Genomic DNA, 22,405 nt, shown 5'->3' with positions numbered 1-22,405 from the left:
GCATGCAAGCATCGAACGCCGCTGACAAGGCGGCGTGAATCACCTATGTATCGCGCCATGACCGGCACTCCGCTTTCCCTTATCCGCAACTTCTCCATCATCGCGCATATCGACCATGGCAAATCGACCCTGGCCGACCGCATGATTCAGGCCTGTGGCGCCCTGACCGCACGCGAAATGAAGAACCAGGTCCTGGACAGCATGGAGCTGGAACAGGAACGCGGCATCACCATCAAGGCCCAGACCGTCCGGCTGACCTACCCTGCCAAGGATGGCAATACCTATACGCTCAACCTGATGGACACGCCGGGCCATGTCGACTTCGCTTACGAAGTCAGCCGTAGTCTGGCAGCGTGCGAAGGATCGCTTCTCGTTGTCGATGCCTCGCAGGGTGTCGAAGCGCAAACCCTCGCGAACGTCTATCAGGCGATCGATGCCAACCACGAGATCGTGCCGGTCCTCAACAAGGTCGATCTCCCGGCAGCCGATGTCGAACGGGTTCGTGCGCAGATCGAGGAAGTGATCGGTATTCCGGCGGACGATGCCGTCGAGATTTCCGCCAAGACCGGCCTGAACATCGAAGGCGTCCTGGAGGCTCTTGTGCAGCGGCTACCCGCTCCGAAAGGTGATCCGGATGCGCCGCTGCAGGCACTTCTCGTCGATAGTTGGTACGACCCTTATCTGGGCGTCATCATTCTTGTGCGAATCATGGAAGGCACGCTGCACCGTGGCGACCGGATTCGCATGATGCAGGCGGGTTCGACCTATCATGTCGATCAGGTCGGCGTGTTTCTGCCGAAGATGTCCCCCGTCGAAGCACTCGGTCCGGGCGAGATGGGCTACATCAACGCTGCCATCAAAACCGTCGCGGATGTCGCTGTCGGTGATACGGTCACGCTCGACCGACGCCCGGCGGAAAAGGCACTTGCCGGCTTCAAGCCCTCCATTCCCGTGGTCTGGTGCGGCCTGTTCCCGGTCGATGCCGACGATTTCGAGAAATTGCGCGACTCCTTGGCCAAGTTGCGCCTCAACGATGCTTCCTTCCACTTCGAGGCGGAGACGTCCGCGGCCCTCGGCTTCGGATTCCGTTGCGGCTTCCTGGGACTGCTGCATCTGGAGATCATACAGGAGCGCCTTTCCCGGGAGTTCAACCTCGATCTCATCGCGACCGCACCGTCCGTCGTCTACCGGATGTTCCTGACGGACGGCACGCAGGAAGACTTGCATAATCCCGCGGACATGCCCGATCCGGGCAAGATCGAGAAAATCGAGGAGCCGTGGATCAAGGCAACGATCATGGTGCAGGACGATTATCTCGGTTCCGTCCTGACGCTCTGCAGCGAGCGGCGCGGCGTGCAGCTCGACCTCACCTATGTCGGCAATCGCGCCATGGCTGTCTACAAGCTGCCACTCAATGAAGTCGTGTTCGATTTCTATGATCGACTGAAGTCATTGACGCGCGGCTATGCCAGCTTCGACTACCAGATGGATGGCTACGAGGAGAGCGACCTCGTACGCATTTCGATCCTGGTCAATCAGGAGCCGGTTGATGCGCTGGCATTCGTTGCGCATCGTTCGGTTGCCGAAACACGCGGCCGTGCCATCTGCGGGAAGCTCAAGGAACTGATCCCCCGTCAGCTCTTCAAGATCGCCATTCAGGCGGCCATCGGGTCGCGTGTCATCGCCCGCGAGACCATCGGTGCAATGTCCAAAGACGTCACCGCCAAATGCTATGGCGGCGATATCTCACGTAAGCGCAAGCTTCTGGAAAAGCAGAAGGAAGGCAAGAAGCGCATGCGGCAGTTCGGTAAGGTCGAGATTCCGCAGAGCGCATTCCTTGCCGCTTTGAAAATGGACTGACCGGAACGGTTATCCGCCCGCCGCCCGATCAAACGCGGCAAAAACCGCATGCGCCCCGGCCAGTGCGCCGGGACCATATTCAGGGTGTTTCTCGAAAGCCTCCTCTAGGGCGCGAAGAAAACGGGCCCAACTGCCCTGAGGGTGCGCCGCGCCGAGATATCGGCGCGGCATATCTACCGGCACTTGTTCCGCAAGCCAGCGCCCACCGAGACGTGAGCCCTCCAGAACATAAACAGCCCCCAGCAAGGCCCCGTCTTCCTGCGGCATGGCGGCATCGATCTTCTGTGGCAGGGCGATGCCCAGTTCGTTCAGATCGCTTTCGATAAAATCACGACGAGGCAACCACTCGGGCAAATTCGGCGCGGCGAGCAATGCAGGTTCGATCCACGTCAGCACCCGACTATGAGCCTGTAGAAAAGCAGCGTAATCGGCGCTTTTCCTCAAATCGAAAACGGAAAATTTCCTGTCGGTCTGCTCATGTACGCCACGCATGGCGCGTCGCAGGATCGCGAGTTGCTCGGCTCCTGGCGATATGGATGCTGTCACCGTTGCTCTTTCGTCTGCGCTTATTGGCGGAACTGCCCGGCCTGTGGATCGTATTAGACCGGAATAGTCGAATATGCCGACTTTCACCTCAGGACAAGGAAAACAGCCATGCCCTTCAACCGTTTGCTTCCTTCCGTTTTCCTGACGGGAGCGCTTTTCGCGACGCCCGCCCTGGCGGAGCCGGGCGGCTGCATCAAGGGCGCGACGGCGGGCGGTATCGCGGGTCATTTCGTGGGCAAGGGACATGCCAAGGCCGGTGCTGCCGGCGGATGCGCGGCGGGCATGGCCCGGCGTCACGAAGCCCGCAAGAAGGCGCGTGAGGACGCCAAGCAACAGCAGGGTGCCCAGCAGAACGAACAGAACACCCAGAATTCGACACAGAGCATGACGCCGGGCAGTGCGTCGCCACAAAACTGATACGTCCCGACCGGAGAATCTGCTGGTGTCCACCACACACGATGAGCAGGGCCACTCGGCAACGGCCCACCCCCCTGCGACACCGAAAAAACGACGCCCCGCCCTTCGCATCTTCGGCGGCATACTGGGCGTTCTGGTTGTTCTGATCGCGCTCCTGATCATTTTCTGGCGTTGGGACTGGTTCGTTCCGCTCATCGACCGAAAGGCATCGGCAGCGTTGAATCGCCCCGTTACGATCGCGCACCTGCACGTCCGGCTTGGCCTCACGACGACCGTCTCGGTCGATGATCTCGACATCAAGCAACCGGCAGGCTTCGAGCAGGAAAAGGACGATTTCGCATCGGCGCGTCGCATTACCGTGTCGGCAAACGTATGGCGTTATCTGACGGGCGGGGGTCTTTTCCTGCCGAATATTCTGGTGGACACGCCAAAAGGCGATATCGTTTCCCTTCTGGATGGGAAGAACAATTATACCTTCGGCAGTACCAGCAACCCGTCGAAGGGAAGTAGCAGTTCGTCGTCAATCCCCAGGATCGGCGATCTCACGATCACGAACGGCGACATACGCCTGGCAATCGCCAGGATGCATACGGATATGCATGCGCTGGTTCACACGACGCCGGCACAGAACGGCGACGATGGCAGCGTCGTCATCGACCTCAAGGGCCAGTATGCCAAGGCGCCTATTACCGGCCATATCGTCGGGGGTTCATTACTGACCCTGACCAACGAGACGCATCCCTATCCGATTGATGCGCGTCTGGCGAACGGCCCGACCTACGTCACGCTGCGTGGCACCGTCGACGATCCGCTGCATTTCAAGGGCACCAGACTGGCTCTGCACTTCGCGGGTCCGGATATGGCGCTGCTTTACGCGCTGACCGGCGTGCCGATTCCACATACGCCGGCCTATAATGTGACCGGCAACCTGAATTATACCGCCGCCCGCATTCGCTTCGACAACTTCATGGGCCGCATGGGTTCTTCGGACATCGGCGGCGATATCGCTGTCGACCCGCATGCGGCACCACCCTATGTCGATGCACGCCTGCATTCGCATCGCGTGGACCTTCAGGACCTCGGTGGATTCATCGGCGCAAAACCCGGCTCGGGACCGAGCAAGGAGGCGGCGACCAGCAACCAGATTTTGCCCGATCAGAAAATCAACGTACCGAAGCTCAATGCTGTCAATGCAACCCTGACCTATCATGGCGATCACATCGAGAACAAAAAGCTGCCGCTGGATAATATCGATGCCGACATCAAGGTCCAGAATGGCGCGATCGACGTCCGCCATCTGAACTTCGCCGTCGGTCGCGGCACACTCGGCATGGTCGCAACGCTCAATCCTGCCAAGGACGGCGATTTCGCGACAAAACTGAAAGTGGATGTTGCCCGGCTCGACATCGCACGCCTCATGCAGTCGACAGGCACGTTCAAAGGCCAGGGCACGCTCGGCGGACATATCACGCTCGACTCGACCGGCAACTCGGTTGCGAATCTTGTCGCAAGGGGTAATGGCGGTGTCACACTGGTAGTGGATCATGGCGGCGATGTTTCCGCACTCCTGCCGGACCTGCTCGGCCTGAAGATCGGAAGCGCCGTTCTCTCGGCGATCGGCATCCCGACACGTTCGGACCTGCAATGCTTCATCGCCGATCTGCCGTTGCGCCGGGGTGTCCTCCAGACGCATTCGCTGCTGCTACAGACCAGCAATACACGCACGATCGGCACGGGCACGGTGGATATGCGGAACGATACGCTGGATTATCACGTCACGACGCGCTCGCTTCATTTCAATATCCTGTCCCTGCCTGGCGCCGTGAACATCTCCGGACCGATCAGGAGCCCAACCGTCCTTCCAGGCGCGGAGCTGATCGGCCGGACCGCCGCGGCCGTCGGGCTTGGGGTTCTTTTCCCACCGGCAGCGCTTCTCCCGACCATCCAGTTCGGCGTGGGCAAGGGCAGCGTCTGCGAAGACGCGATCCAGCAGGCCAATGCCGCGCCGGCTGCCGGAATCGCGCCGGGCTCGACGACGGGTGCCGGCAAGGCGGTCGTGCAGCCCGCGCACTCGGCGCCGAAGGCGGTTGCATCGCAGCACAAGCGGCGGAAGGCCGTTACCTCTCCACCAAAGAGCGCGGCCCAGATCCACGATGCATGGCTGAAAAAGATGCATCATGACTGATCGTGTTAATGGCGATTGATCTTGACGGCGCATCCTGTCAGTTTCGGCAGATGCGCCGCTTCGCTTCCCTTCTCCTCCTGTGCGGAATGTTTGCGGGCTGTGCCACGCCCAGCGACGTAACGGAGAATACCGGCTTTTCCGGTCCGGCTCCGGTCATCCTCATTTCCATCGACGGCTTTCGTCCCGATTACCTGCATCACGGAGACACGCCGACTCTCGACAGCCTCGCCGAGGCGGGCGTCTCCAGCGGCATGCACCCATCTTTCCCTTCGGTGACGTTTCCCAACCATTACACGCTGGTGACGGGCCTGCGTCCGGATCATCATGGCATCGTCAGCAATACGATGCTCGACCCCGCCATTCCCGCCGAACGATTCAGCGTAAGCCACAACAGTAATCTCGATGATCCGCGCTGGTGGGATGGTGCCGAGCCGGCCTGGGTCACGGCGGAAACACATGGTGTCCACACCGCGTCACAGTTCTGGCCCGGTTCTGATGTGCCCATACACGGCATCCGGCCGACCGACTGGGTCCATTATGACCCCCATGTCACGGCAGAACAGGAAACCAGCCACGTATTAGCCCTATTCGATCGGAAGCCCGACCAGCGCCCTGCTCTCACGACATTGTACTTCAGCGCAGTCGATCACGCCGGGCACGAAGCCGGTCCGGATGCGGCATTGACGCATGAGGCCGTCCGCGAAGTGGATACGGCAATTGGCCATCTGGTTGCCGGCCTACATGCCCGCAACGTCAGCGCGGACATCCTGATCGTGTCCGATCATGGTATGGCCAGGACAAGTGACCAGAGAATCGTCATGCTGCATGATCTCGCACCGCCGGCAGACATGCGCATCATCACAAGTGGCGCCTATGCCGGGATCGACGCCGCACCGGGACGCGAACGGTCGCTCGGCGCCGCACTGGCACGACCTCATCAGCACGTGCAATGCTGGCCGAAGGATCAGATACCGTCACATTTCGCATATGGCCGCAATGCCCGCGTTCCCGCCTTTCTTTGCGTCGCAGATGTCGGATGGACGCTGGTGAGCGATCACGTGCCGCATAACATCAACGGCGGCTCCCACGGCTACGACAATAATGCCGCCGACATGACCGCAGTTTTCATTGCCCAGGGGCCTGCCTTCCTGTCGGGGCATCATCTGGCGACGTTCGACAATGTCGACGTATATCCTCTTGTGATGCATCTGCTGGGTCTGATGCCGCTTCCCTCCGACGGTAGCATCCTGCCCTTCGCGCCCGTTTTGCGCGGGCCCTACGCCAATCTGCAGTAGGAATCTCCCGGCGCCCTTGCGGTACACTCGCGTAACGAACATGATCGCATGCCAAACGCCGTGCGCGACCGATAACGTTCGTCCTGCGTATAGCCGATCAGCGCCACACCCGGTCCTATAGAAAGACGTTGCCTTGCCCAGATCTTACGCGCCCTGGCTCGAACGCCGCTTTGCCATTGCCGCGCGTGGCTCGAACATCCGTCGTGAAATCCTGGCCGGCCTGACGACATTCAGTGCGATGGCCTACATCATGGCCGTCAATCCGGCGATCATGGCCGCCGCCGGGCTCGCCCGTCACGACATGATCATGACGACGATCGCTGGCGCCTTCTTCGGCACGCTGATGATGGCAGTCTTCGCCAATATGCCCATCGCCCTGGCGCCTGCCATGAGCAGCAATGCGATATTTGCTCAAGTGGTCGTCCAGCAGATGCATGTCCGCGTCGGCACCGCGTTCACCATCATCCTGCTCGGCGGCATTGCGTTCACGCTGTTATCCGTATCCCGCCTTCGCGAGAAGATCGTGCGCGGCTTTCCCGAACCCATCGTCATGGGCATCCAGGTCGCCATCGGGATCTTCATCGCCAGGATCGGCATGGTCACAGGCGGCCTGGCCGTGCCGTCCGCAGATGGCTTCCGCTTCGGCGCCCTCAGCGATCCGGCGGTCCTGCTCTGTCTGGGCGGGCTGACCATGGCGGCCATCATGAATGTCGCCCGTGTCTCCGGCGGCTTGCTGATTACAATCGCCACCGTCACCATCGCCGGGCTCTTCGTCCGGAGCGGCGGCCATCCGATCACCATGCCACCGCAACATATTTTCGACTGGCCTCATTATCCGACACATCTTTTTCTGCCATTCGATTTTCATGATTTCGCCGCCCATATCGGCCTCCTCGTGCCGATCACGCTTTATTTCCTCATCAGCGATTTCTTCGATGCGACCGGCACGATGTTCAGTGTGGCCAATCGCGCCGGCCTGGTGAAACCGAACGGCGAGACAATGCTCGGCCGCTCCGCGTTCGCGGCGGACGGCGCGGCAAGCATCCTCGGCAGCGCACTGGGCACCTGCACGGTGTCGGCCTATGTGGAGAGCCTCGTCGGTGTCGAAGCTGGCGGCAAAACGGGACTGACCGCCCTTGTCGTGGCGCTGTTGTTCCTGGCCGCTTCCGTACTGTGGCCGATCATCATCATTATCCCGGCCGTCGCGACAGCGCCGATCCTCATTCTGGTCGGCCTCAGCATGCTGTCCCATCTGGCCCATATGACGGATCGCTCCCAGGAGGGGGTTTTAACGCCGCTCGTCATGCTGCTGATCGCGGTCATGACCGGAAATTTCATGTATAGCCTGGCGATCGGCCTTCTTTTCTACTCCGCGCTTCTCATCGCCACGCGCCAGTTTACCAAGCTGACGCCAATGCTTCTGGGACTCGACATCATTTTTCTTTTCTATCTGACGCTCGTCAGCCGGATCGGCATCGGGGCGAGTTGAGCCGCCTTTAACGCGACATCAATCTTTATCCATTAATACGGTCTTCCACACAGCGCGCCGGGAGACCATGCAGCATATTTTCATTGCGACGCCCTGTTATGGCGGCCTCGTAACGCAGAACTACATGCAGTCCGTCATCGGTTGCATGGCGCAGGCTTCGGACCTCAACCTGCGCCTGACACTGTCCATGATCGGCAACGATGCGCTCGTGACCCGGGCGCGCAATACGCTCCTGCATCAGTTCGTCTCGCAGACCGATGCCTCGCACATCCTGTTCGTGGATAGCGACATCAGCTTCGCGGCCGACGATATTCAGGCGCTGCTCCTTGCCGACAAGCCAATCGTCGGCGCAGCCTATCCCGTCAAGGCCCATTACTGGGACGAGACGACGGCGCGCTTTCAGATGCACGGTGAAACGGCACAGACCGCCAGTCTGCGCTATGTTGGCGACTGTGCGGCCCTTTACGAGGGCGACACCGACGTTCTCGCGCCTGTCGCCTATCTCGGAACGGGCTTCCTGCTCATCCGGCGCGAAACGGTCATGGCGTTGCAGAAAGCCTATCCGGAAACCCGCTATCGACGCATGGACAGCGATACTGTTGCCGAAAGCATGCAGCACAACGATGCGTTCGCGCTTTTCGATTGCCTGATCGACCTGGAAACAAAGACCTACCTAAGCGAAGACTTCGCCTTCTGTCAGCGTTGGCGCTGGATTGGCGGGCAAGCCTGGCTCCACCGGGGGCTGCGCCTGGGCCATACCGGCAGTACGACCTTTGTCGGCAACCTGCTGCTTCGAAAAGCATATTCCTAGGAACGCCCCGCCTTCGCGGATAGCGCGGCGCCCATCGCGCATGAAAGCATAGGCATTCAGGAAACCGTGGATGGCGCCGTGCGTCATGCGATAGACGGTCGAAACGCCTGCCGCACGCAGGCGGTCGCGATACATCTCCCCTTCGCCACGCATCGGATCGAACTCGGCTGTCTGGATCATCGCCGGCGCCAGGCTTTCGAACCGCTCGGCGACGAGTGGCGCAAAGCGGGGGTCGTGAAGTTGGGCGGGATCAGTCAGGTATTGTCGCGCATACCATTCCATCACGCGTGTGGTCAGCATGTAGCCATCACCATATTCGGTCCGCGTCGATGGTACGAGCGCACCGCTCAGGGCGGGATAGAACAAAAGCTGCCCAGCCAGTTCAGGGCCGCCCCGATCGCGGGATCGCTGCGTCAGTACCGCCGCAAGATTACCCCCGGCGCTATCTCCGGCGACCGCCAAAGGCCGCCCGGTTTCACGCCCGCGCTCAGCCAGCCATATCAATGCCGCCCAGCTGTCGTCCACCGCCGCAGGGAAAGGATGTTCCGGCGCAAGGCGGTAGTCCAGCGAAAGCACCATGGCCTTCGACTGTCGCGCCAGTCGGCAGCATATCCCATGATGAGATACGAGATCGCAATGCACGAAGCCCCCGCCGTGCAGAAACAATACCAGCCCCGCCACTTCCCCACGGGGCCTGTACAACCGCGCAGGGCGCATTGTCCCGGCTTCACCACCGGGCACGACGATCTCGATCCATTGCCGGATCTGCTTCGACGAAAGCGCTTCCGGAAAACTCGGCTTGCCCGTGATGCGACGCAGGGCGTCCAAGGCATGCCGCTGATCGACCGGTTCGTGGCCCGAGCGCGCTGTACGCCGCCGACGCGCCGCATGGCGAAGATAGGCGAGAAAGGCTCGATAGGCCCATGTCGGGCGAGAGGCGACTGACATCGGCATAATCTGGAACGTGACATCGTCGGATTGCAAGTTCCACCCGGTTATCTTTTCGCAAGCCAGGCGCTTGACCGGAATTGCGGCATGGGCCAGTTTCCGCGCGTCAGACGGTCGGGCGACCGCTGCCGACGGAATGCGAATTCCGGAGGTGGAGGAAAGTCCGGGCTCCACGGGAGGACGATGCCGGCTAACGGCCGGCGGGGGCGACCCTAGGGAAAGTGCCACAGAAAACAAACCGCCTGCCCGGTCTCGGTTGCCTTTGGCCCATCGGGATTGCAGGCAAGGGTGAAACGGTGCGGTAAGAGCGCACCGCCCCGCTGGCAACAGCGGGGGCATGGTAAACCCCATCGGGAGCAAGACCGAATAGGAACGGCGGACCGGCGCTTGTCGTGCGGTCAGGGGTTCTCCCGCCCTGTCGTTCGGGTTGGTCGCGTGAGGCTCGCCGCAAGGCGAGTCCCAGAGGAATGGTCGCCTCGCCGGAAACGGCGGACAGAACCCGGCTTACAGACCGTCTGACAATCTTTTTCCGGAAGTAAAGAAATCTGTCGTTATTAAGGCGGCGAATGGGAACAAAACAAAAACAAAAACAAAAACAAAAATCGTTTCCGACATAGCTCTTTGGAAAAGTTCTTAATTTATCACAAACCTTGAACAAGGTTTTCTAAGGCATCGAAAGATATTGATTTTCCGCCCGGAATTCGTCGTGAATTGTTTGACGTCCCATGAAATCCCATGATATCCCAAACACACTGAGTGCGCTGCCTTTCGCTTCCTTTCTCCACCGTGAATACTTCGGAAACGAAAGCCGGAACGCCCGCAGCCCACTGAAACGACCCCACGGGGCATAAGGCAGGGAGGTATCGTTCGGCGTGAGTGCGTTTCTTGGCACGCATCAGAACCGTTTCGACGCCAAGGGCCGCGTGTCCATTCCCGCACCTTTCCGCACGGTCCTGCGTGCGCAGGCGGCTGCCGGGGAATCGCTCGTCGTTCTGCGTCCCTCCCATCTCCATCCCTGCATCGAGGCATGGCCGAACGCAGCTTTCGCGTCGCTGGCCGCGCCGCTGGGCGAGATCGACGTGTTCTCCGAAGACCATGACGATCTTGCCGCCAGCCTCTATGCGGACGCCTACCCCCTTGATGCCGACAAGGAAGGGCGCATTATCCTGCCGGAAACCCTGCGGCACCATGCCGGGTTGACGGAAGAGGTCGCATTCATGGGGATGGGGCGCACTTTCCAGATCTGGGAACCGAGTGCAGCGGCACGCCGTCGCGACGAGGCACGCGCTCGCTCCCGCGCCCTGATGACGCGCAAGAACACCGCAGGTGCGGCATGAGAACCGCCATGAAGCCGCCTGCGCCGCATGTCGAGGGTTCGTTCGAACACGATCCCGGCCACGTGCCGGTCATGCTGAATGAAGTGCTGTCGGCGTTGCGTCCCCATGATGGCGGTCGATATCTGGATGCGACATTCGGCGGCGGCGGTTATGCGCAGGCCATTCTGCAAGCCGCGGATTGCGCTGTCTGGGGAATCGATCGGGACCCGGATGCCCTCGCGCGTGGACGCGTGATTGCCGATCGGGTAAACGCAGCCGGTCGAGCCAGACTCCATCTTCTGAATGGCACATTCGGCGATATGGCCAACCTCGCCGGTCCTCATGGGCCTTATGATGGAATCGTGCTGGATATCGGTGTTTCCTCCTACCAGATCGATGAAGCCGCGCGCGGTTTCTCATTCCGGCATGACGGCCCCCTGGACATGCGTATGTCGCGTTCCGGCCGCAGCGCCGCCGACTGGGTAAACGGGGAAAGCGAGCAGGATCTCGCCGACGTCATCTATCATTATGGCGAGGAACGCATGTCGCGCCGCATCGCACGCGCCATCGTCGTCGCGCGGCAGGAAGCGCCGATCGAAACGACAGCACAGCTTGCCGCAATCGTGCGTCGTGTCGTTCGTCCGGATCGTTCAGGCATCGACCCGGCGACCCGCACGTTCCAGGCATTGCGCATCGCCGTGAACGATGAACTGGGCGAACTCAAGCGGGCGCTCGAGCAGGCGCCATCTCTGCTTGCCGAAGCCGGATCCCTGACCATCGTCACATTCCACTCCCTGGAAGACCGGCTGGTGAAGCACACCCTTGCACAGCTCGCCGGTCGGCAAAGCCGTCCGTCGCGCTATGAGCCGACCATCGATCAGGGCCGAAATACGACACCGTTCAAACTGGGGCAGGTTCGGCCCCTGACAGCCTCCGAAGCCGAGGTCCGTCGCAATCCCCGCGCTCGCAGCGCCAAGCTGCGTTCGCTCATCCGCCTCTCAACCTCCGACACCGCTGCCGGGAAACATTCATGATCAGGCCATTCACGATTTTCTGCGCCGTTCTCGCCGGTGGGTCCGGAATGTTTCTCTACACGAAGAAGCACGAAACGACGATCCTCGATCAGCAGATCACGCAGATCGTCCAGAGTACGGAACATGTCCGTCAGCAGACGGCCATGTTGCGCACACAGTGGGCGCTGCTCAATCAGCCGGACCGTCTCGGCATCCTCTCCGGCCGGTTCCTGCCGCAACTGCATCCGATGGCGCCCAACCAGTTCGTGCGCCTTGCTTCGGCCATGGAAACCCTCCCTGCACCGGGCTCCAGACCGCCAGCGACCAATCCGCGGGAAGCTCTCGATGCGCAGATCGTCTCGCACGAGGCGCCTGTGGTGTCGGTCCCGGCGCATGTCACGGCCCCGACGCCACAGCAGCCGGCCCATGCCCCGGGCACGCAGGCGCTTATCGCCGCAGCGGAGCCGTCGGTGCATCATGTGACCATGCCGCCGCATGCTGCCCCCCATATCGCACGCCCGCCTGTGGAACTGGCCCGTCTGGATACCCGTCCGGCCCCTTCAGACGATCAGCATGCGACGCGCCACCTTGCCCATCCGCACGACACGGCCCGCAGTCACGACGACGCCGTCCGTTCGTCGCATAGCGAGCCGTCCGTACGTCTGGCAGCTTATCACGGCGGTCGTCCAGCGCCGGTCATGGTTGCATGGCACCCGACGGAACACATGCCCGCACCGTCTCCGGTTCGTCGTGAGCGTTATGAGGGCGGCTCGGCTCTTGGCGGCAACGGCGGCGCCCTGCCGCCGCCTGTTCCACTCGCAAACTGATTAAAGGCACCGATGCCTTCCTCCGATAATCCGCCCCAACGCCCGACGTCCCGTCGTGTTCGCGCATCGCTCGACCAGATGCATGGGCGTTTACTGGGTGTGGGTGCCGGTTTTCTCGTCCTGTTCGGCGCGGTCGGGCTGAAACTTACCTTCGCGACCGTCCTGATGCCTATGGCGCCGGAGGAGCGCCAGATCGCACCGCAGGTGCCGCAAATCCCGAAAAGCGACCCGAAAGGCGAGATCGCCGGCGATTTCGCACTGCCGGAAGTGCATCGCGCCAATATCGTGGATCGCAATGGGCAGACGCTCGCCCTCTCCTTGCCCGTTGCGCAGGTCTACGCCAATCCGATGGAGATGATCGATCCGGCGGATGCGGCCAAGAAGCTCAAGACCGTTCTGCCGCAACTCGACGAGGTGGAAACGCAACGCCGCCTCAGCCTGAAGAAGCAGTTCGTCTACCTTGCCCGCGATATCTCGCCCGTGCAGGAAATCGCGATCAACAATCTCGGCATTCCCGGCATTTATTTCGAACCGGGCGAGCGGCGCCATTATCCCTTGGGCCGCACGGCCGCGCAGATCATGGGCAGCGTCGACATTGACGATCATGGCGTCGCCGGTATCGAACGGTTCTTCGATCATCGCCTGAACACGGATCGAACACCCCTCCGGCTCTCTCTGGACGTTCGCATCCAGGCCGTCGCACATGACGTCCTTCAGGCCGCGAAGGACGAGTTCCAGGCGATCGGCGCCGCTGCCATCGTCATGGATGTGCACACGGGCGAAATCATCGCGATGGTCAGCCTGCCCGACTACGATGCCAACGACTTCGGACATGCACCGCCGGATGCGCGTTTCAACAGGCCCATCACCGGCATGTATGAACCGGGTTCGACCTTCAAGCTGCAAACCGCGGCGATGGGCATCCAATACGGCATCATCCATCCGTGGGATAAATTCTGCACCATTCCGATCCATATCGGTCGTTTCACCATCTCTGACATGAAGACCGATCATTTCGCGCCCTGGCTGGCCTTGCCGCATGTTCTGGCCGTGTCGTCCAACCCGGCCGCGGCGCATATCGCGCTCGATGTCGGTGCGAAGCGTCAGCAGGAATGGCTCAGGAGCATGGGCTTCTTCGATCGCGTGCCGATCGAACTGCCGGAAGCAGGCCGTCCGCTCGTGCCCGCTCCCCGAAACTGGGGCATGTCCACGGTCATGACCGTCGGATTCGGGCACGGCGTCGCCGAGCCGCCGCTCTCCATCGTACGCGGCACGGCGGCAACGGCGAATGGCGGCATTCTCGTCAAGCCGACGCTGCTTTCGCATGCCGTATCGGACGACACGGCGCAGAGCGACGGCCCATCCCTGCCTACGCCGGCAACGCCTGATGCGACGACCCCGGGCGGCGGCCACGTCCAGCCTGTGGCATTCCGGCCCAGTGAGCAGACATATAACGAGGATGTTCCGGTTGGCGAGGAAACACCGGTCGGACCGCGTGTAATCTCCGAGGCCAACTCCACATTACTGCGGAAAATGCTTCGTCTCGACGTCACCGCCGGCACCGCCAAATCGGCGGAAAGCCCCGGCTATTTCGTGGGCGGCAAGACGGGAACGGCGGAAAAGATCGGCCCTCACGGTGGCTATCTCAAACACGTAAACGTTTCGGCCTTCACCTCCATCTTCCCGATGAACGCACCGCGCTATGCGGTCTATGTCATGCTCGACGCGCCACATCCGACGGCCAAGACCCATGGCTTCGTCACGGCAGGCTGGAACGCCGCGCCGACGGTCGGCACACTGATCTCCCGCATCGGCCCCATGTTGAACATGTTCCCCAACACGAAGGACGCCGCGAAGATCGATAGCGAAATGGCCATACCGCTCGAACCCAGCCCACCGCCGGGCTATCGCCCTCTCGGCCCCGGAAACGACCCCGGTGATCCGCGTGCCGCGGCCGCGCGCGAACACGCGGAGAAATCGGCCCGCCATGCCCTCGCCTTACGCGATGCCCGAAACGGTTGACCGCACCGATGAAGCTTTCCTCTCTCCTCGCTGCCGCCAACCTCACGCTGCCGGCCGGCGCTGCTGATCCCGTCATTTCCGGCATCACGGCCGATAGTCGTCAGGTCCGGCCGGGCTTCATTTTCGCGGCCTTATCCGGACAGGTCGCTGACGGTGCACATTATATTCATGATGCCGTCACGAAAGGGGCGCTTGCCGTGCTCGGTACGCAAGTCCTTCCTGCATCGCCGTCCATCGCCATTGAAACGTCGCAGCCGCGCCAGGCCCTCGCGCTGATTTCGGCACGTCTTGCCGGTTCGCAACCCGCGCGCATTGCAGCGATTACGGGCACAAACGGGAAAAGCAGCACAGCGGACTTCGTTCGGCAGATCTGGCACGCCCAGGGCCATCCGGCCGCCAGCCTTGGCACGCTCGGCCTGATTTCCGATCGCGCCGTGCCGCCACCGCCGCCGCTGACCACGCCTGATCCGGTCGCGCTGAGCCAGACGCTGGCGGCGCTGGCCAAGGCTGGCGTCGACCACGTGGCGCTGGAAGCATCGTCCCATGGTCTGGATCAGCACCGCCTGGATGGTGTTGCCGTCACGGCCGCCGGCTTCTGCAACCTGACCCGCGATCATCTGGACTATCACCTGACGCTGGAGGCCTATCGCGCCGCCAAACTCCGTCTCTTTGACAACATCCTGCCATCCGGCGGCATCTCGGCGATCAATACCGACATGGATGCGGCAACCGTAACGGCCCTGCGCAACATCGCGGCCCGCCGCATGCATCGCCTGCGAACAGTCGGCATGCAGGCCGGAACACTGCAATTGCTATCGGCGCGTCCCTTGCCCGAAGGACAGGTCCTTTCACTTGCACTGTTCGGCGAGAAACTGCCGGACATCACGCTGGCGCTGCCGGGACGTTTCCAGGCCGACAACGTCATGCTCGCCGCGGCCCTTGCCTGGGAAAATGACGATCAGGCGCGTGGCGTCATTGATATCCTGTCCCGCCTGCAAGGCGTTCGCGGTCGATGCGAACGCGCTTTTGCACGAGCGGACGGCGCGGCGGCATATGTCGATTACGCCCATACACCAGACGCGCTCGAGCGCCTGCTGACGAGCCTGCGCCCTCACGCCACTGGACGTCTCGTCGCGATCTTCGGCGCGGGCGGCGACCGCGACCGTGGAAAGCGTCCGCTGATGGGCGCTGTTGCTGCCAGGCTGGCCGATATCGCCATCGTCACCGACGACAACCCACGGAGCGAAGATCCGGCCGCCATTCGCCGGGAGGTTCGGTCAGGCTGCCCGAATGCGATCGAAATCGGCGACAGGCGCGCCGCCATCGCCGCCGGCCTCGATATGCTGCGCCCGGGAGATGTGCTGGTCGTTGCCGGCAAGGGACATGAGTTGGGGCAGACGGTCGCCGGTATTGTCCATCCTTTCGACGATCGCGCGGTTATTCGCGAAGTTGCGGGCATTGCGGCATGACGACTCTCTGGACCAGGGATGAACTCGTCACCGCGACGCACGGGCAATTGAGCGCGGAGGTGACTGTCACCGGCATTTCGATCGACACGCGCACTATCGTGCCGGGCGACCTGTTCATCGCGCTGGTCGGAGAAAATAGCGACGGGCACGCGCATATCGAGACGGCGTTCGCGCGCGGTGCGACCGCCGTCATGGCGCATGCCGCCCATGGCAAGGACGATCCGCGCATCCTGCATGTCGCGAACACGATGGACGGCTTGCAGGCGCTCGGCCATGCCGGGCGTTCGCGCTTTCGTGGCACGGTCATCGGCGTGACCGGCAGCGTCGGCAAGACGACGACAAAGGATATGCTGCGCATGGCGCTTTCGGCGATCGGGCCGACACATGCCTCCGCCGCCTCCTACAACAATCATTGGGGCGTGCCGCTGACACTGGCGCGTCTGCCTCGCGATGCCGCTTTCTGCGTGAGCGAGATCGGGATGAATCATCGCGGCGAAATCGCCCCGCTGGCCGCCCTGGTCCAGCCGCACGCGGCCATCATCACCAGTATCGGCACAAGCCATCTCGGCCATATGGGGAGCGTCGAAGCTATTGCGCTGGAGAAATCCGACCTGATTGCTGCCCTTCCGGCTCATGCACCGGCGGTCGTGCCGGACGATGCGCCCGGTCAGGACCGTTTCGCCGACGCGGTCGCACGATCGCATGCGAAGCTTCTGCGCGTCGGGACAGGCGAAAACGCAACCTTCAGGATCACGTCCCCCCATTACACCGCGGCGGGCAGTCGTTTCACGCTGGTGGGACCATCGCTCTCGCAGACGGTCGACATCGCAGCGCCGGGACGGCATCTCGTCCGTAATGCCGCGAGTGTCACAGCTCTTTTGTCAGCGCTGGGCCTTGACGTCGCCAGCGCGACGAAGGCGCTCGCCGATTTTCGTCCCGGCGCGGGTCGGGGACAGACACAACCGATTCTCGACGGACGCGCGCAACTACTGGACGAAAGCTATAACGCCTCCAGCCTTTCCGTTCGGGCGGCACTGGAAACACTCGCCCTTCTGCCCGCGACACGCCGCCTTGCCGTGCTGGGCGACATGCTTGAACTCGGGGCGTTTTCGGAAGAAGAGCATCGCGGCCTCGCACCGGACGCCGCCCGTGCCGCGGACCTTGTCTTTTGCAGCGGTCTCGCAATGCGTGCACTTTTCGATGCGCTCCCGCCGGAAAAACGTGGCGCCTGGGCGCTCGATGCGGCATCACTCGCTCCCCTTGTTCAACACAACCTTTCGGATGGTGATCTGGTGCTCGTCAAAGGCAGCCTGGGCAGCCGCATGCGCGATGTCGTTACCGCTCTGAAGAACGATCGCGAGGCCGCGCGGTAATGCTCTATAATCTCGTCGCCGCCCATGACACGACGCATGGCGGTTTCTTCAACCTGTTCCACTACATTACCTTCCGAGCCGGCTGCGCGTGCTTCACCGCCATGCTCATCAGCATGGCGTTCGGTCGCCCTTTCATTGCGCAGCTCAAACGCATCCAGCGCGAAGGCCAGCCCATTCGCACGCTGGGGCCGGAGCGACACATTCTCGAAAAAGCCGGCACGCCGACCATGGGCGGCCTGCTCACGCTGATCGCCCTGTTCGCCGCCACGCTGCTGTGGGCCGACCTGACGGATGGGTACATCTGGGCGGTGATGATGATCACCGGCATCTTCGGGGCTGTCGGCTTTGCCGATGACTACCTGAAGCTTTCACGACGCAACACCAAAGGCGTATCGGGCCGGACGCGTCTGGCGATCGAATTCGCGACTTCGCTGATTGGCGGTTTCTGGATCGAAAGCCTGATGCCGCCCGAACTGCGCAATACAGTCGCCTTTCCGTTCGTCAAGGATCTGCTGCTGCCACTCGGCTTCGCCTTTCCCATCTTCGCCATGGTCACGATCACGGGCTTCGGAAACGCCGTAAATTTCACGGACGGGCTGGACGGTCTGGCCATCGTACCGGTCATCATCGCTGCGCTGGTGTTCGCGTTGATCTCCTATCTGGTCGGCAACCATGTCTTCGCCGATTATCTCCAGCTCCACCCCATTCCAGGCACCGGCGAACTCGCGGTTTTCTGCGCCGCCCTGATCGGCGCCGGACTGGGCTTCCTCTGGTTCAATGCACCACCGGCGGAAGTCTTCATGGGGGATACGGGTTCCCTGGCCCTTGGCGGCGCATTGGGGTCCATCGCTGTCGCCGTCAAGCATGAACTGGTCCTGTGCATCGTCGGCGGCCTGTTCGTCGTGGAAACGCTGTCCGTCGTCATCCAGGTGTTTTGGTACAAGCGCACCGGTCGCCGCGTCTTTCTCATGGCGCCCCTGCATCATCACTTCGAGAAAAAAGGATGGCAGGAGCCGAAGATCGTCGTGCGGTTCTGGATCGTCTCCATCGTGCTGGGCCTCTGCGGCCTCGCGACGCTGAAGTTGCGCTGACTTGGGCGCGACGTTTCCAACCGACCTTCTCGCAGGGCGCCATTACGCGGTCCTCGGCCTGGGCCGTAACGGCGCAGCGGTGGTCACCGCGCTGCTCCAGATGGGCGCATCGGTTCAGGCATGGGACGACAGGCATGCCGAACTGCCCGCGCATCCCCGCCTGACCGTCGCGCCATTCAATGATCTGGTTACGGCGGACGCGCTGATCCTGTCGCCTGGCATTCCCCATCAACGACCCAGGCCGCATCCTGTCGCCGACATGGCGCGCGCCGCCGGCATTCCCATTTTTTCAGACGCCGAACTGCTTTTTCAGGCTGTGCGGGCGAGCGGATCGGCGGCACGTTTCGTCTCGATCACCGGAACGAACGGCAAGTCCACCACAACCGCGCTGCTCGCGCATATCCTGTCAGACGCCGGCATTCCGAACGCGGCGGGCGGCAATCTCGGAACAGCGTCGCTGGCGCTCCCGCGCCTGCCGGACAACGGCGTCTATGTCATCGAAATGTCGTCCTACATGCTGGAGCGGCTTGGCAGCTACCACGCCAGCGCCGCCTGCCTGCTCAATCTCTCTCCGGATCATCTGGATCGGCATGGCGACATGGCGGGTTACATCGCCGCGAAGGAGCATGTCTTCGATCACATGTCGTCCGGCGATCTTGCCGTCATCGGCGTCGACGACCCGGATAGTGCGGCACTCGCCACGCGGACTGCCCGGCGCGGCATTCCTGTCGCACGCGTATCGGCCACCGGACAGGGCGCAGAATTCAGCAGCATCGATGGATCGCTGATCCATCGTGGGCAGACGATTTTCGACATGCGCGCGGTACCGTCCCTGCCCGGATCGCACAATGCGCAGAATGCCCTGGCGGTCTGGGCAATGGCAGCGCATCTCGGGCTGGACGACGCCACCATCTCGCGGGGGCTGCGGACTTATCCGGGCCTGGCACACCGTCTGGAGCGGGTCGGCGTTCTGGACGGCATCACATTCGTCAACGACAGCAAGGCGACCAATGCGGAAGCCGCTGAAAAAGCCCTGCGCTGCTACGACCGTGTCATCTGGATTGCAGGGGGCACGGCAAAAGCCGGCGGGATCGAGATGCTGGCACCGTTTTTCGACCGGATCGCACAGGCCTTTCTGATCGGGCAGGACGCCACCCTGCTGGGCGAAACACTCGCGCGCCATGACATTCCGTTTGAGAATGTCGGCACTTTGGCACGCGCGGTCCCGGCGGCCTTCCAGGCAGCGAAGGCATCTGGCGTGCGCACGGTGCTGCTTTCGCCGGCTTGTGCAAGTTTTGACCAATTTTCGAGCTTTGAGGCACGAGGTTCACAGTTTATTCATCTTTTCGGCAATCTTATAAAATCAGATAGTTCACCCGAGACGCTCACCTGAAGGAAAAGACACGATGCCGGCCATTTCTCGCGTCGACACTTCGAAGGTTGCCCGCTGGTGGCGTCATGTCGATCGCGTCACGTTGTCCTGCGTCGGAATATTGATTGCGCTCGGCTATATCCTGATGCTGGCCGCCAGTCCGGCCGTTGCCGTTCGTATCGGCGCATCGCGTGAGATGTTCATTCTCAAGCAGGTCATCTTCCTGTGCATCGCCGGCGCCATCGTGCTTGGCGTTTCCAGCCTTTCGCGCACAGGCATCAAGCGTCTCGCCCTTATCGGCGGCCTCCTCGCACTGGCTGCAACATTCATGACACTCGTGCATGGTATCGAGATCAAAGGCGCCCGGCGGTGGATCGCGCTGCCTATGATGTCCGTTCAGCCATCTGAGTTTCTTAAACCCTGCTTCGCCGTGGTGACCGGGTGGCTTCTTGCGGAACGGCGTGAGCGACAGATATTCGGCAACGTCGCTTTCCCGGGACTGCTGATCGCATTCGCCGCCTTCGGTCTTATCCTGCTCCTGCTGAAATCGCAGCCGGACATCGGCATGTTGTCCGTCATTACGATGGTCTTCATGACCCAGCTGTTCGTCGATGGTCTGCGGCTCATTTTCGTTGGCGTCGGCGTGGGCGCGATGGTCGGTGCGTTTGCCGGGGCCTATGTGGTGTTCCCGCATGTGCGCTCCCGCGTCGAGCGATTTCTCCATCCCAACGTGGGGGACCATTATCAGATCGACACCGCCCTGCGCGCCTTCGGTAACGGGGGCCTCATGGGCCGCGGTCCCGGCGAGGGACGCGTCAAGGACCTGCTGCCCGACGCCCATGCCGACTTCGTTTTCGCCGTGGCTGGTGAGGAATACGGTCTGCTGATCTGCCTTGGGATCGTCTGCGTGTTTCTGGTGATCGTCTTGCGCACGCTGATGAAGCTGATGCGTGAGGACGATCCTTTCGTCATCACTTCCGCAGCCGGGCTGGTCACCGGTTTCGGTCTGCAAGCCTTCGTCAATATGGGGTCGACCCTGCATCTCATTCCCACCAAGGGCATGACGCTCCCGTTCATCTCTTATGGCGGCTCCTCGGCCATGTCCGTCGCCCTGACGATCGGCATGGTTCTGGCGCTCACGCGTCGTCGCGTTTCGGCAAGTCCGATCGCGCAGCGTTTCGACGAGCATGAACAGTGGAACACCGCCCTGCGCACACGGCGCGCGTCATGAAGCGACGGATCGTCATCGCCGCCGGGGGAACGGGCGGGCATTTCTTTCCGGCGGAAGCACTTGCCACGATACTGGCGGCGCGGGGGCACGACATCGTGCTGATGACCGACCGCCGTCATGGCCGCCGCGAGCACGGCATTTTTGCGGACAGGCCCCAGTATATTCTGGAAGGCGCCGGCATTGCCGGTCGCGGACTCATGCGCAAGTTACGTGGCGGTCTTGCGCTGTTCGCCGGCATCCGGGCCGCGCGCCGCCTTCTGAACGATATCGAGGCCGATGTGGTCGTGGGCTTCGGTGGTTATCCCTCCGTTCCGCCGATCCTGGGCGCATGGCTACGCAGCAAGCGCCGCCGCCCGGCGATCGTCATCCACGAAGGCAACGCCGTGCTTGGGCAGGCCAATGCCTTGCTGGCCCGAACCGCCGACGTCATCGCAACGTCCTATCCCGTCGTCTCGAAACTTCCCCGGCACGCACGAACGTCGTTGACCGGCATGCCGGTTCGGCCCGGCATCGAAGCTCTGGCGGACGCACCCTACGCAGCCCCGGCGGAGGCGATCCACCTGCTGGTCTGGGGTGGGTCATTAGGCGCGCGTGTTTTTGCCGATATCGTTCCCGCCGCCCTGGTGGCCCTGCCGATCGGGTTCCGGTCCCGGCTGCATGTCACGCAGCAGGCGCGCGCGGAAGATGTGGATCGGGTTCGCGCAGCCTATGACGGTGCCGGTATCGCCGCGACAATCCAGCCGTTTTTTGAGGCCGTTCCGAAGCTCCTTCAGGACGCCCATCTGGTCATCGGTCGCGCAGGCGGGTCATCGATCGCGGAACTCACGATTGCCGGTCGCCCTTCCATCCTGGTGCCATTGCCGATTGCCGCTTCCGATGAGCAAGGCGCAAACGCTGCCGAACTGGCCCGTATCGGCGGGGCCTGGCTCATTCGGCAGCCGGCCTTCACGGTCGAGGCCCTTTTGGCCCAGTTGCAAGCCTTGCTGGCCGATCCTGCACAACTTGCCGTCGCCGCTGCCGCCGCCCGGTCGCTGGCCAAGCCGCATAGTGCCGAATTGCTGGCAGATCTGGTCGAATCGACACAACCCGTCTACGCAGCGCCTGCTGCGATTTCCTCCTCCTCGAAGACGCTCTGAAAGT

Annotated in this window: 17 protein-coding genes, 1 other RNA gene and 1 pseudogene; 17 read left to right on the top strand and 2 right to left on the bottom strand. The window is 62.1% G+C overall.

Annotation, left to right across the window (positions count from 1 at the left end; genetic code table 11):
* The first annotated feature begins 57 nt into the window (after nucleotides 1-57).
* On the top strand, nucleotides 58-1,860 hold the full coding sequence (gene lepA / locus A0U93_RS14515; protein ID WP_077808575.1) for a translation elongation factor 4: 1,803 nt from the start codon (nucleotides 58-60) through the stop codon (nucleotides 1,858-1,860).
* Between the two features lie 9 nt (nucleotides 1,861-1,869).
* On the opposite strand, the gene A0U93_RS14510 is transcribed toward lepA, so the two are convergent.
* The gene (locus A0U93_RS14510) at nucleotides 1,870-2,406 is read right to left on the bottom strand and encodes a biliverdin-producing heme oxygenase (protein ID WP_077807955.1); all 537 of its coding nucleotides are present in this window, start codon (nucleotides 2,404-2,406) and stop codon (nucleotides 1,870-1,872) included.
* Nucleotides 2,407-2,514: 108 nt separating this feature from the next.
* Between A0U93_RS14510 and A0U93_RS14505 the strand changes: the two genes are divergently transcribed.
* The 5 genes from A0U93_RS14505 (at nucleotide 2,515) to A0U93_RS14485 (ending at nucleotide 8,603) form a co-directional block, all read left to right on the top strand.
* Nucleotides 2,515-2,823: a hypothetical protein gene (locus A0U93_RS14505; protein WP_077807954.1), complete on the top strand. Its 309-nt coding sequence runs from the start codon at nucleotides 2,515-2,517 to the stop codon at nucleotides 2,821-2,823.
* Nucleotides 2,824-2,848: 25 nt separating this feature from the next.
* Entirely contained in the window at nucleotides 2,849-5,008 is a 2,160-nt protein-coding gene (locus tag A0U93_RS14500; protein WP_245824941.1) for an AsmA family protein, read from the top strand.
* Nucleotides 5,009-5,016: 8 nt separating this feature from the next.
* The gene (locus A0U93_RS14495) at nucleotides 5,017-6,303 is read left to right on the top strand and encodes an alkaline phosphatase family protein (protein WP_211274017.1); all 1,287 of its coding nucleotides are present in this window, start codon (nucleotides 5,017-5,019) and stop codon (nucleotides 6,301-6,303) included.
* Nucleotides 6,304-6,436: 133 nt separating this feature from the next.
* Nucleotides 6,437-7,792, top strand: coding sequence for an NCS2 family permease (locus A0U93_RS14490; protein ID WP_077807953.1), 1,356 nt, complete (start codon nucleotides 6,437-6,439; stop codon nucleotides 7,790-7,792).
* Between the two features lie 67 nt (nucleotides 7,793-7,859).
* Nucleotides 7,860-8,603 carry a hypothetical protein gene (locus A0U93_RS14485; RefSeq protein ID WP_077807952.1) on the top strand — a complete coding sequence of 248 codons (744 nt, stop codon included), beginning with the start codon at nucleotides 7,860-7,862 and terminating at the stop codon, nucleotides 8,601-8,603.
* A 69-nt stretch (nucleotides 8,604-8,672) separates the two neighbouring features.
* On the opposite strand, the pseudogene A0U93_RS16870 reads toward A0U93_RS14485, so the two are convergent.
* Nucleotides 8,673-9,320, bottom strand: a pseudogene (locus A0U93_RS16870) (alpha/beta hydrolase); the annotation flags it as partial.
* Nucleotides 9,321-9,657: 337 nt separating this feature from the next.
* Between A0U93_RS16870 and rnpB the strand changes: the two are divergent.
* The 11 genes from rnpB (at nucleotide 9,658) to murG (ending at nucleotide 22,401) form a co-directional block, all read left to right on the top strand.
* An RNA gene (rnpB, locus tag A0U93_RS14475) (RNase P RNA component class A) lies at nucleotides 9,658-10,074 on the top strand.
* Between the two features lie 349 nt (nucleotides 10,075-10,423).
* Entirely contained in the window at nucleotides 10,424-10,888 is a 465-nt protein-coding gene (gene mraZ, locus A0U93_RS14470; RefSeq protein ID WP_077807950.1) for a division/cell wall cluster transcriptional repressor MraZ, read from the top strand.
* Nucleotides 10,889-10,896: 8 nt separating this feature from the next.
* Entirely contained in the window at nucleotides 10,897-11,901 is a 1,005-nt protein-coding gene (gene rsmH, locus A0U93_RS14465; protein WP_245824939.1) for a 16S rRNA (cytosine(1402)-N(4))-methyltransferase RsmH, read from the top strand.
* Nucleotides 11,898-12,707 (top strand): cell division protein FtsL, encoded by an 810-nt coding sequence (gene ftsL / locus A0U93_RS14460; protein ID WP_077807949.1) that lies wholly within the window; start codon nucleotides 11,898-11,900, stop codon nucleotides 12,705-12,707. Before rsmH ends, ftsL begins: the two co-directional genes overlap by 4 nt.
* A gap of 12 nt (nucleotides 12,708-12,719) precedes the next feature.
* The gene (locus A0U93_RS14455) at nucleotides 12,720-14,729 is read left to right on the top strand and encodes a peptidoglycan D,D-transpeptidase FtsI family protein (protein WP_077807948.1); all 2,010 of its coding nucleotides are present in this window, start codon (nucleotides 12,720-12,722) and stop codon (nucleotides 14,727-14,729) included.
* 8 nt (nucleotides 14,730-14,737) lie between these two features.
* Nucleotides 14,738-16,198: a UDP-N-acetylmuramoyl-L-alanyl-D-glutamate--2,6-diaminopimelate ligase gene (locus tag A0U93_RS14450; RefSeq protein WP_077807947.1), complete on the top strand. Its 1,461-nt coding sequence runs from the start codon at nucleotides 14,738-14,740 to the stop codon at nucleotides 16,196-16,198.
* A complete protein-coding gene (locus A0U93_RS14445) occupies nucleotides 16,195-17,571 on the top strand; it encodes a UDP-N-acetylmuramoyl-tripeptide--D-alanyl-D-alanine ligase (RefSeq protein WP_077807946.1) in 1,377 nt (458 codons plus the stop codon). Before A0U93_RS14450 ends, A0U93_RS14445 begins: the two co-directional genes overlap by 4 nt.
* Nucleotides 17,571-18,662, top strand: coding sequence for a phospho-N-acetylmuramoyl-pentapeptide-transferase (gene mraY / locus A0U93_RS14440; RefSeq protein ID WP_077807945.1), 1,092 nt, complete (start codon nucleotides 17,571-17,573; stop codon nucleotides 18,660-18,662). Before A0U93_RS14445 ends, mraY begins: the two co-directional genes overlap by 1 nt.
* 1 nt (nucleotide 18,663) lies before the next feature.
* Nucleotides 18,664-20,055: a UDP-N-acetylmuramoyl-L-alanine--D-glutamate ligase gene (gene murD / locus A0U93_RS14435; protein WP_077807944.1), complete on the top strand. Its 1,392-nt coding sequence runs from the start codon at nucleotides 18,664-18,666 to the stop codon at nucleotides 20,053-20,055.
* 13 nt (nucleotides 20,056-20,068) lie between these two features.
* Nucleotides 20,069-21,265 carry an FtsW/RodA/SpoVE family cell cycle protein gene (locus A0U93_RS14430; protein WP_077807943.1) on the top strand — a complete coding sequence of 399 codons (1,197 nt, stop codon included), beginning with the start codon at nucleotides 20,069-20,071 and terminating at the stop codon, nucleotides 21,263-21,265.
* Nucleotides 21,262-22,401, top strand: coding sequence for an undecaprenyldiphospho-muramoylpentapeptide beta-N-acetylglucosaminyltransferase (gene murG, locus A0U93_RS14425; RefSeq protein ID WP_077807942.1), 1,140 nt, complete (start codon nucleotides 21,262-21,264; stop codon nucleotides 22,399-22,401). The genes A0U93_RS14430 and murG overlap by 4 nt, the downstream gene beginning before the upstream one ends.
* The last annotated feature ends 4 nt before the right edge of the window (nucleotides 22,402-22,405 follow it).

The sequence above is a fragment of the Neoasaia chiangmaiensis genome, from assembly GCF_002005465.1.
GTDB lineage: Bacteria > Pseudomonadota > Alphaproteobacteria > Acetobacterales > Acetobacteraceae > Neoasaia > Neoasaia chiangmaiensis.
The sequence above is the reverse complement of the archived record's forward strand: the minus strand, read 5'-3'. Positions and strand labels throughout refer to the sequence as shown.

Excerpts from the sequence above, each read along its gene's own strand:
- A0U93_RS14455 (WP_077807948.1), top strand. The coding sequence starts at position 12,720 with ATGCCTTCCTCCGATAATCCGCCCCAACGCCCGACGTCCCGTCGTGTT.
- A0U93_RS14495 (WP_211274017.1), top strand. The coding sequence starts at position 5,017 with ATGGCGATTGATCTTGACGGCGCATCCTGTCAGTTTCGGCAGATGCGC.
- A0U93_RS14430 (WP_077807943.1), top strand. The coding sequence starts at position 20,069 with ATGCCGGCCATTTCTCGCGTCGACACTTCGAAGGTTGCCCGCTGGTGG.
- murG (WP_077807942.1), top strand. The coding sequence starts at position 21,262 with ATGAAGCGACGGATCGTCATCGCCGCCGGGGGAACGGGCGGGCATTTC.
- mraY (WP_077807945.1), top strand. The coding sequence starts at position 17,571 with ATGCTCTATAATCTCGTCGCCGCCCATGACACGACGCATGGCGGTTTC.
- A0U93_RS14505 (WP_077807954.1), top strand. The coding sequence starts at position 2,515 with ATGCCCTTCAACCGTTTGCTTCCTTCCGTTTTCCTGACGGGAGCGCTT.
- A0U93_RS14445 (WP_077807946.1), top strand. The coding sequence starts at position 16,195 with ATGACGACTCTCTGGACCAGGGATGAACTCGTCACCGCGACGCACGGG.
- A0U93_RS14450 (WP_077807947.1), top strand. The coding sequence starts at position 14,738 with ATGAAGCTTTCCTCTCTCCTCGCTGCCGCCAACCTCACGCTGCCGGCC.
- ftsL (WP_077807949.1), top strand. The coding sequence starts at position 11,898 with ATGATCAGGCCATTCACGATTTTCTGCGCCGTTCTCGCCGGTGGGTCC.
- rsmH (WP_245824939.1), top strand. The coding sequence starts at position 10,897 with ATGAAGCCGCCTGCGCCGCATGTCGAGGGTTCGTTCGAACACGATCCC.
- A0U93_RS14485 (WP_077807952.1), top strand. The coding sequence starts at position 7,860 with ATGCAGCATATTTTCATTGCGACGCCCTGTTATGGCGGCCTCGTAACG.
- lepA (WP_077808575.1), top strand. The coding sequence starts at position 58 with ATGACCGGCACTCCGCTTTCCCTTATCCGCAACTTCTCCATCATCGCG.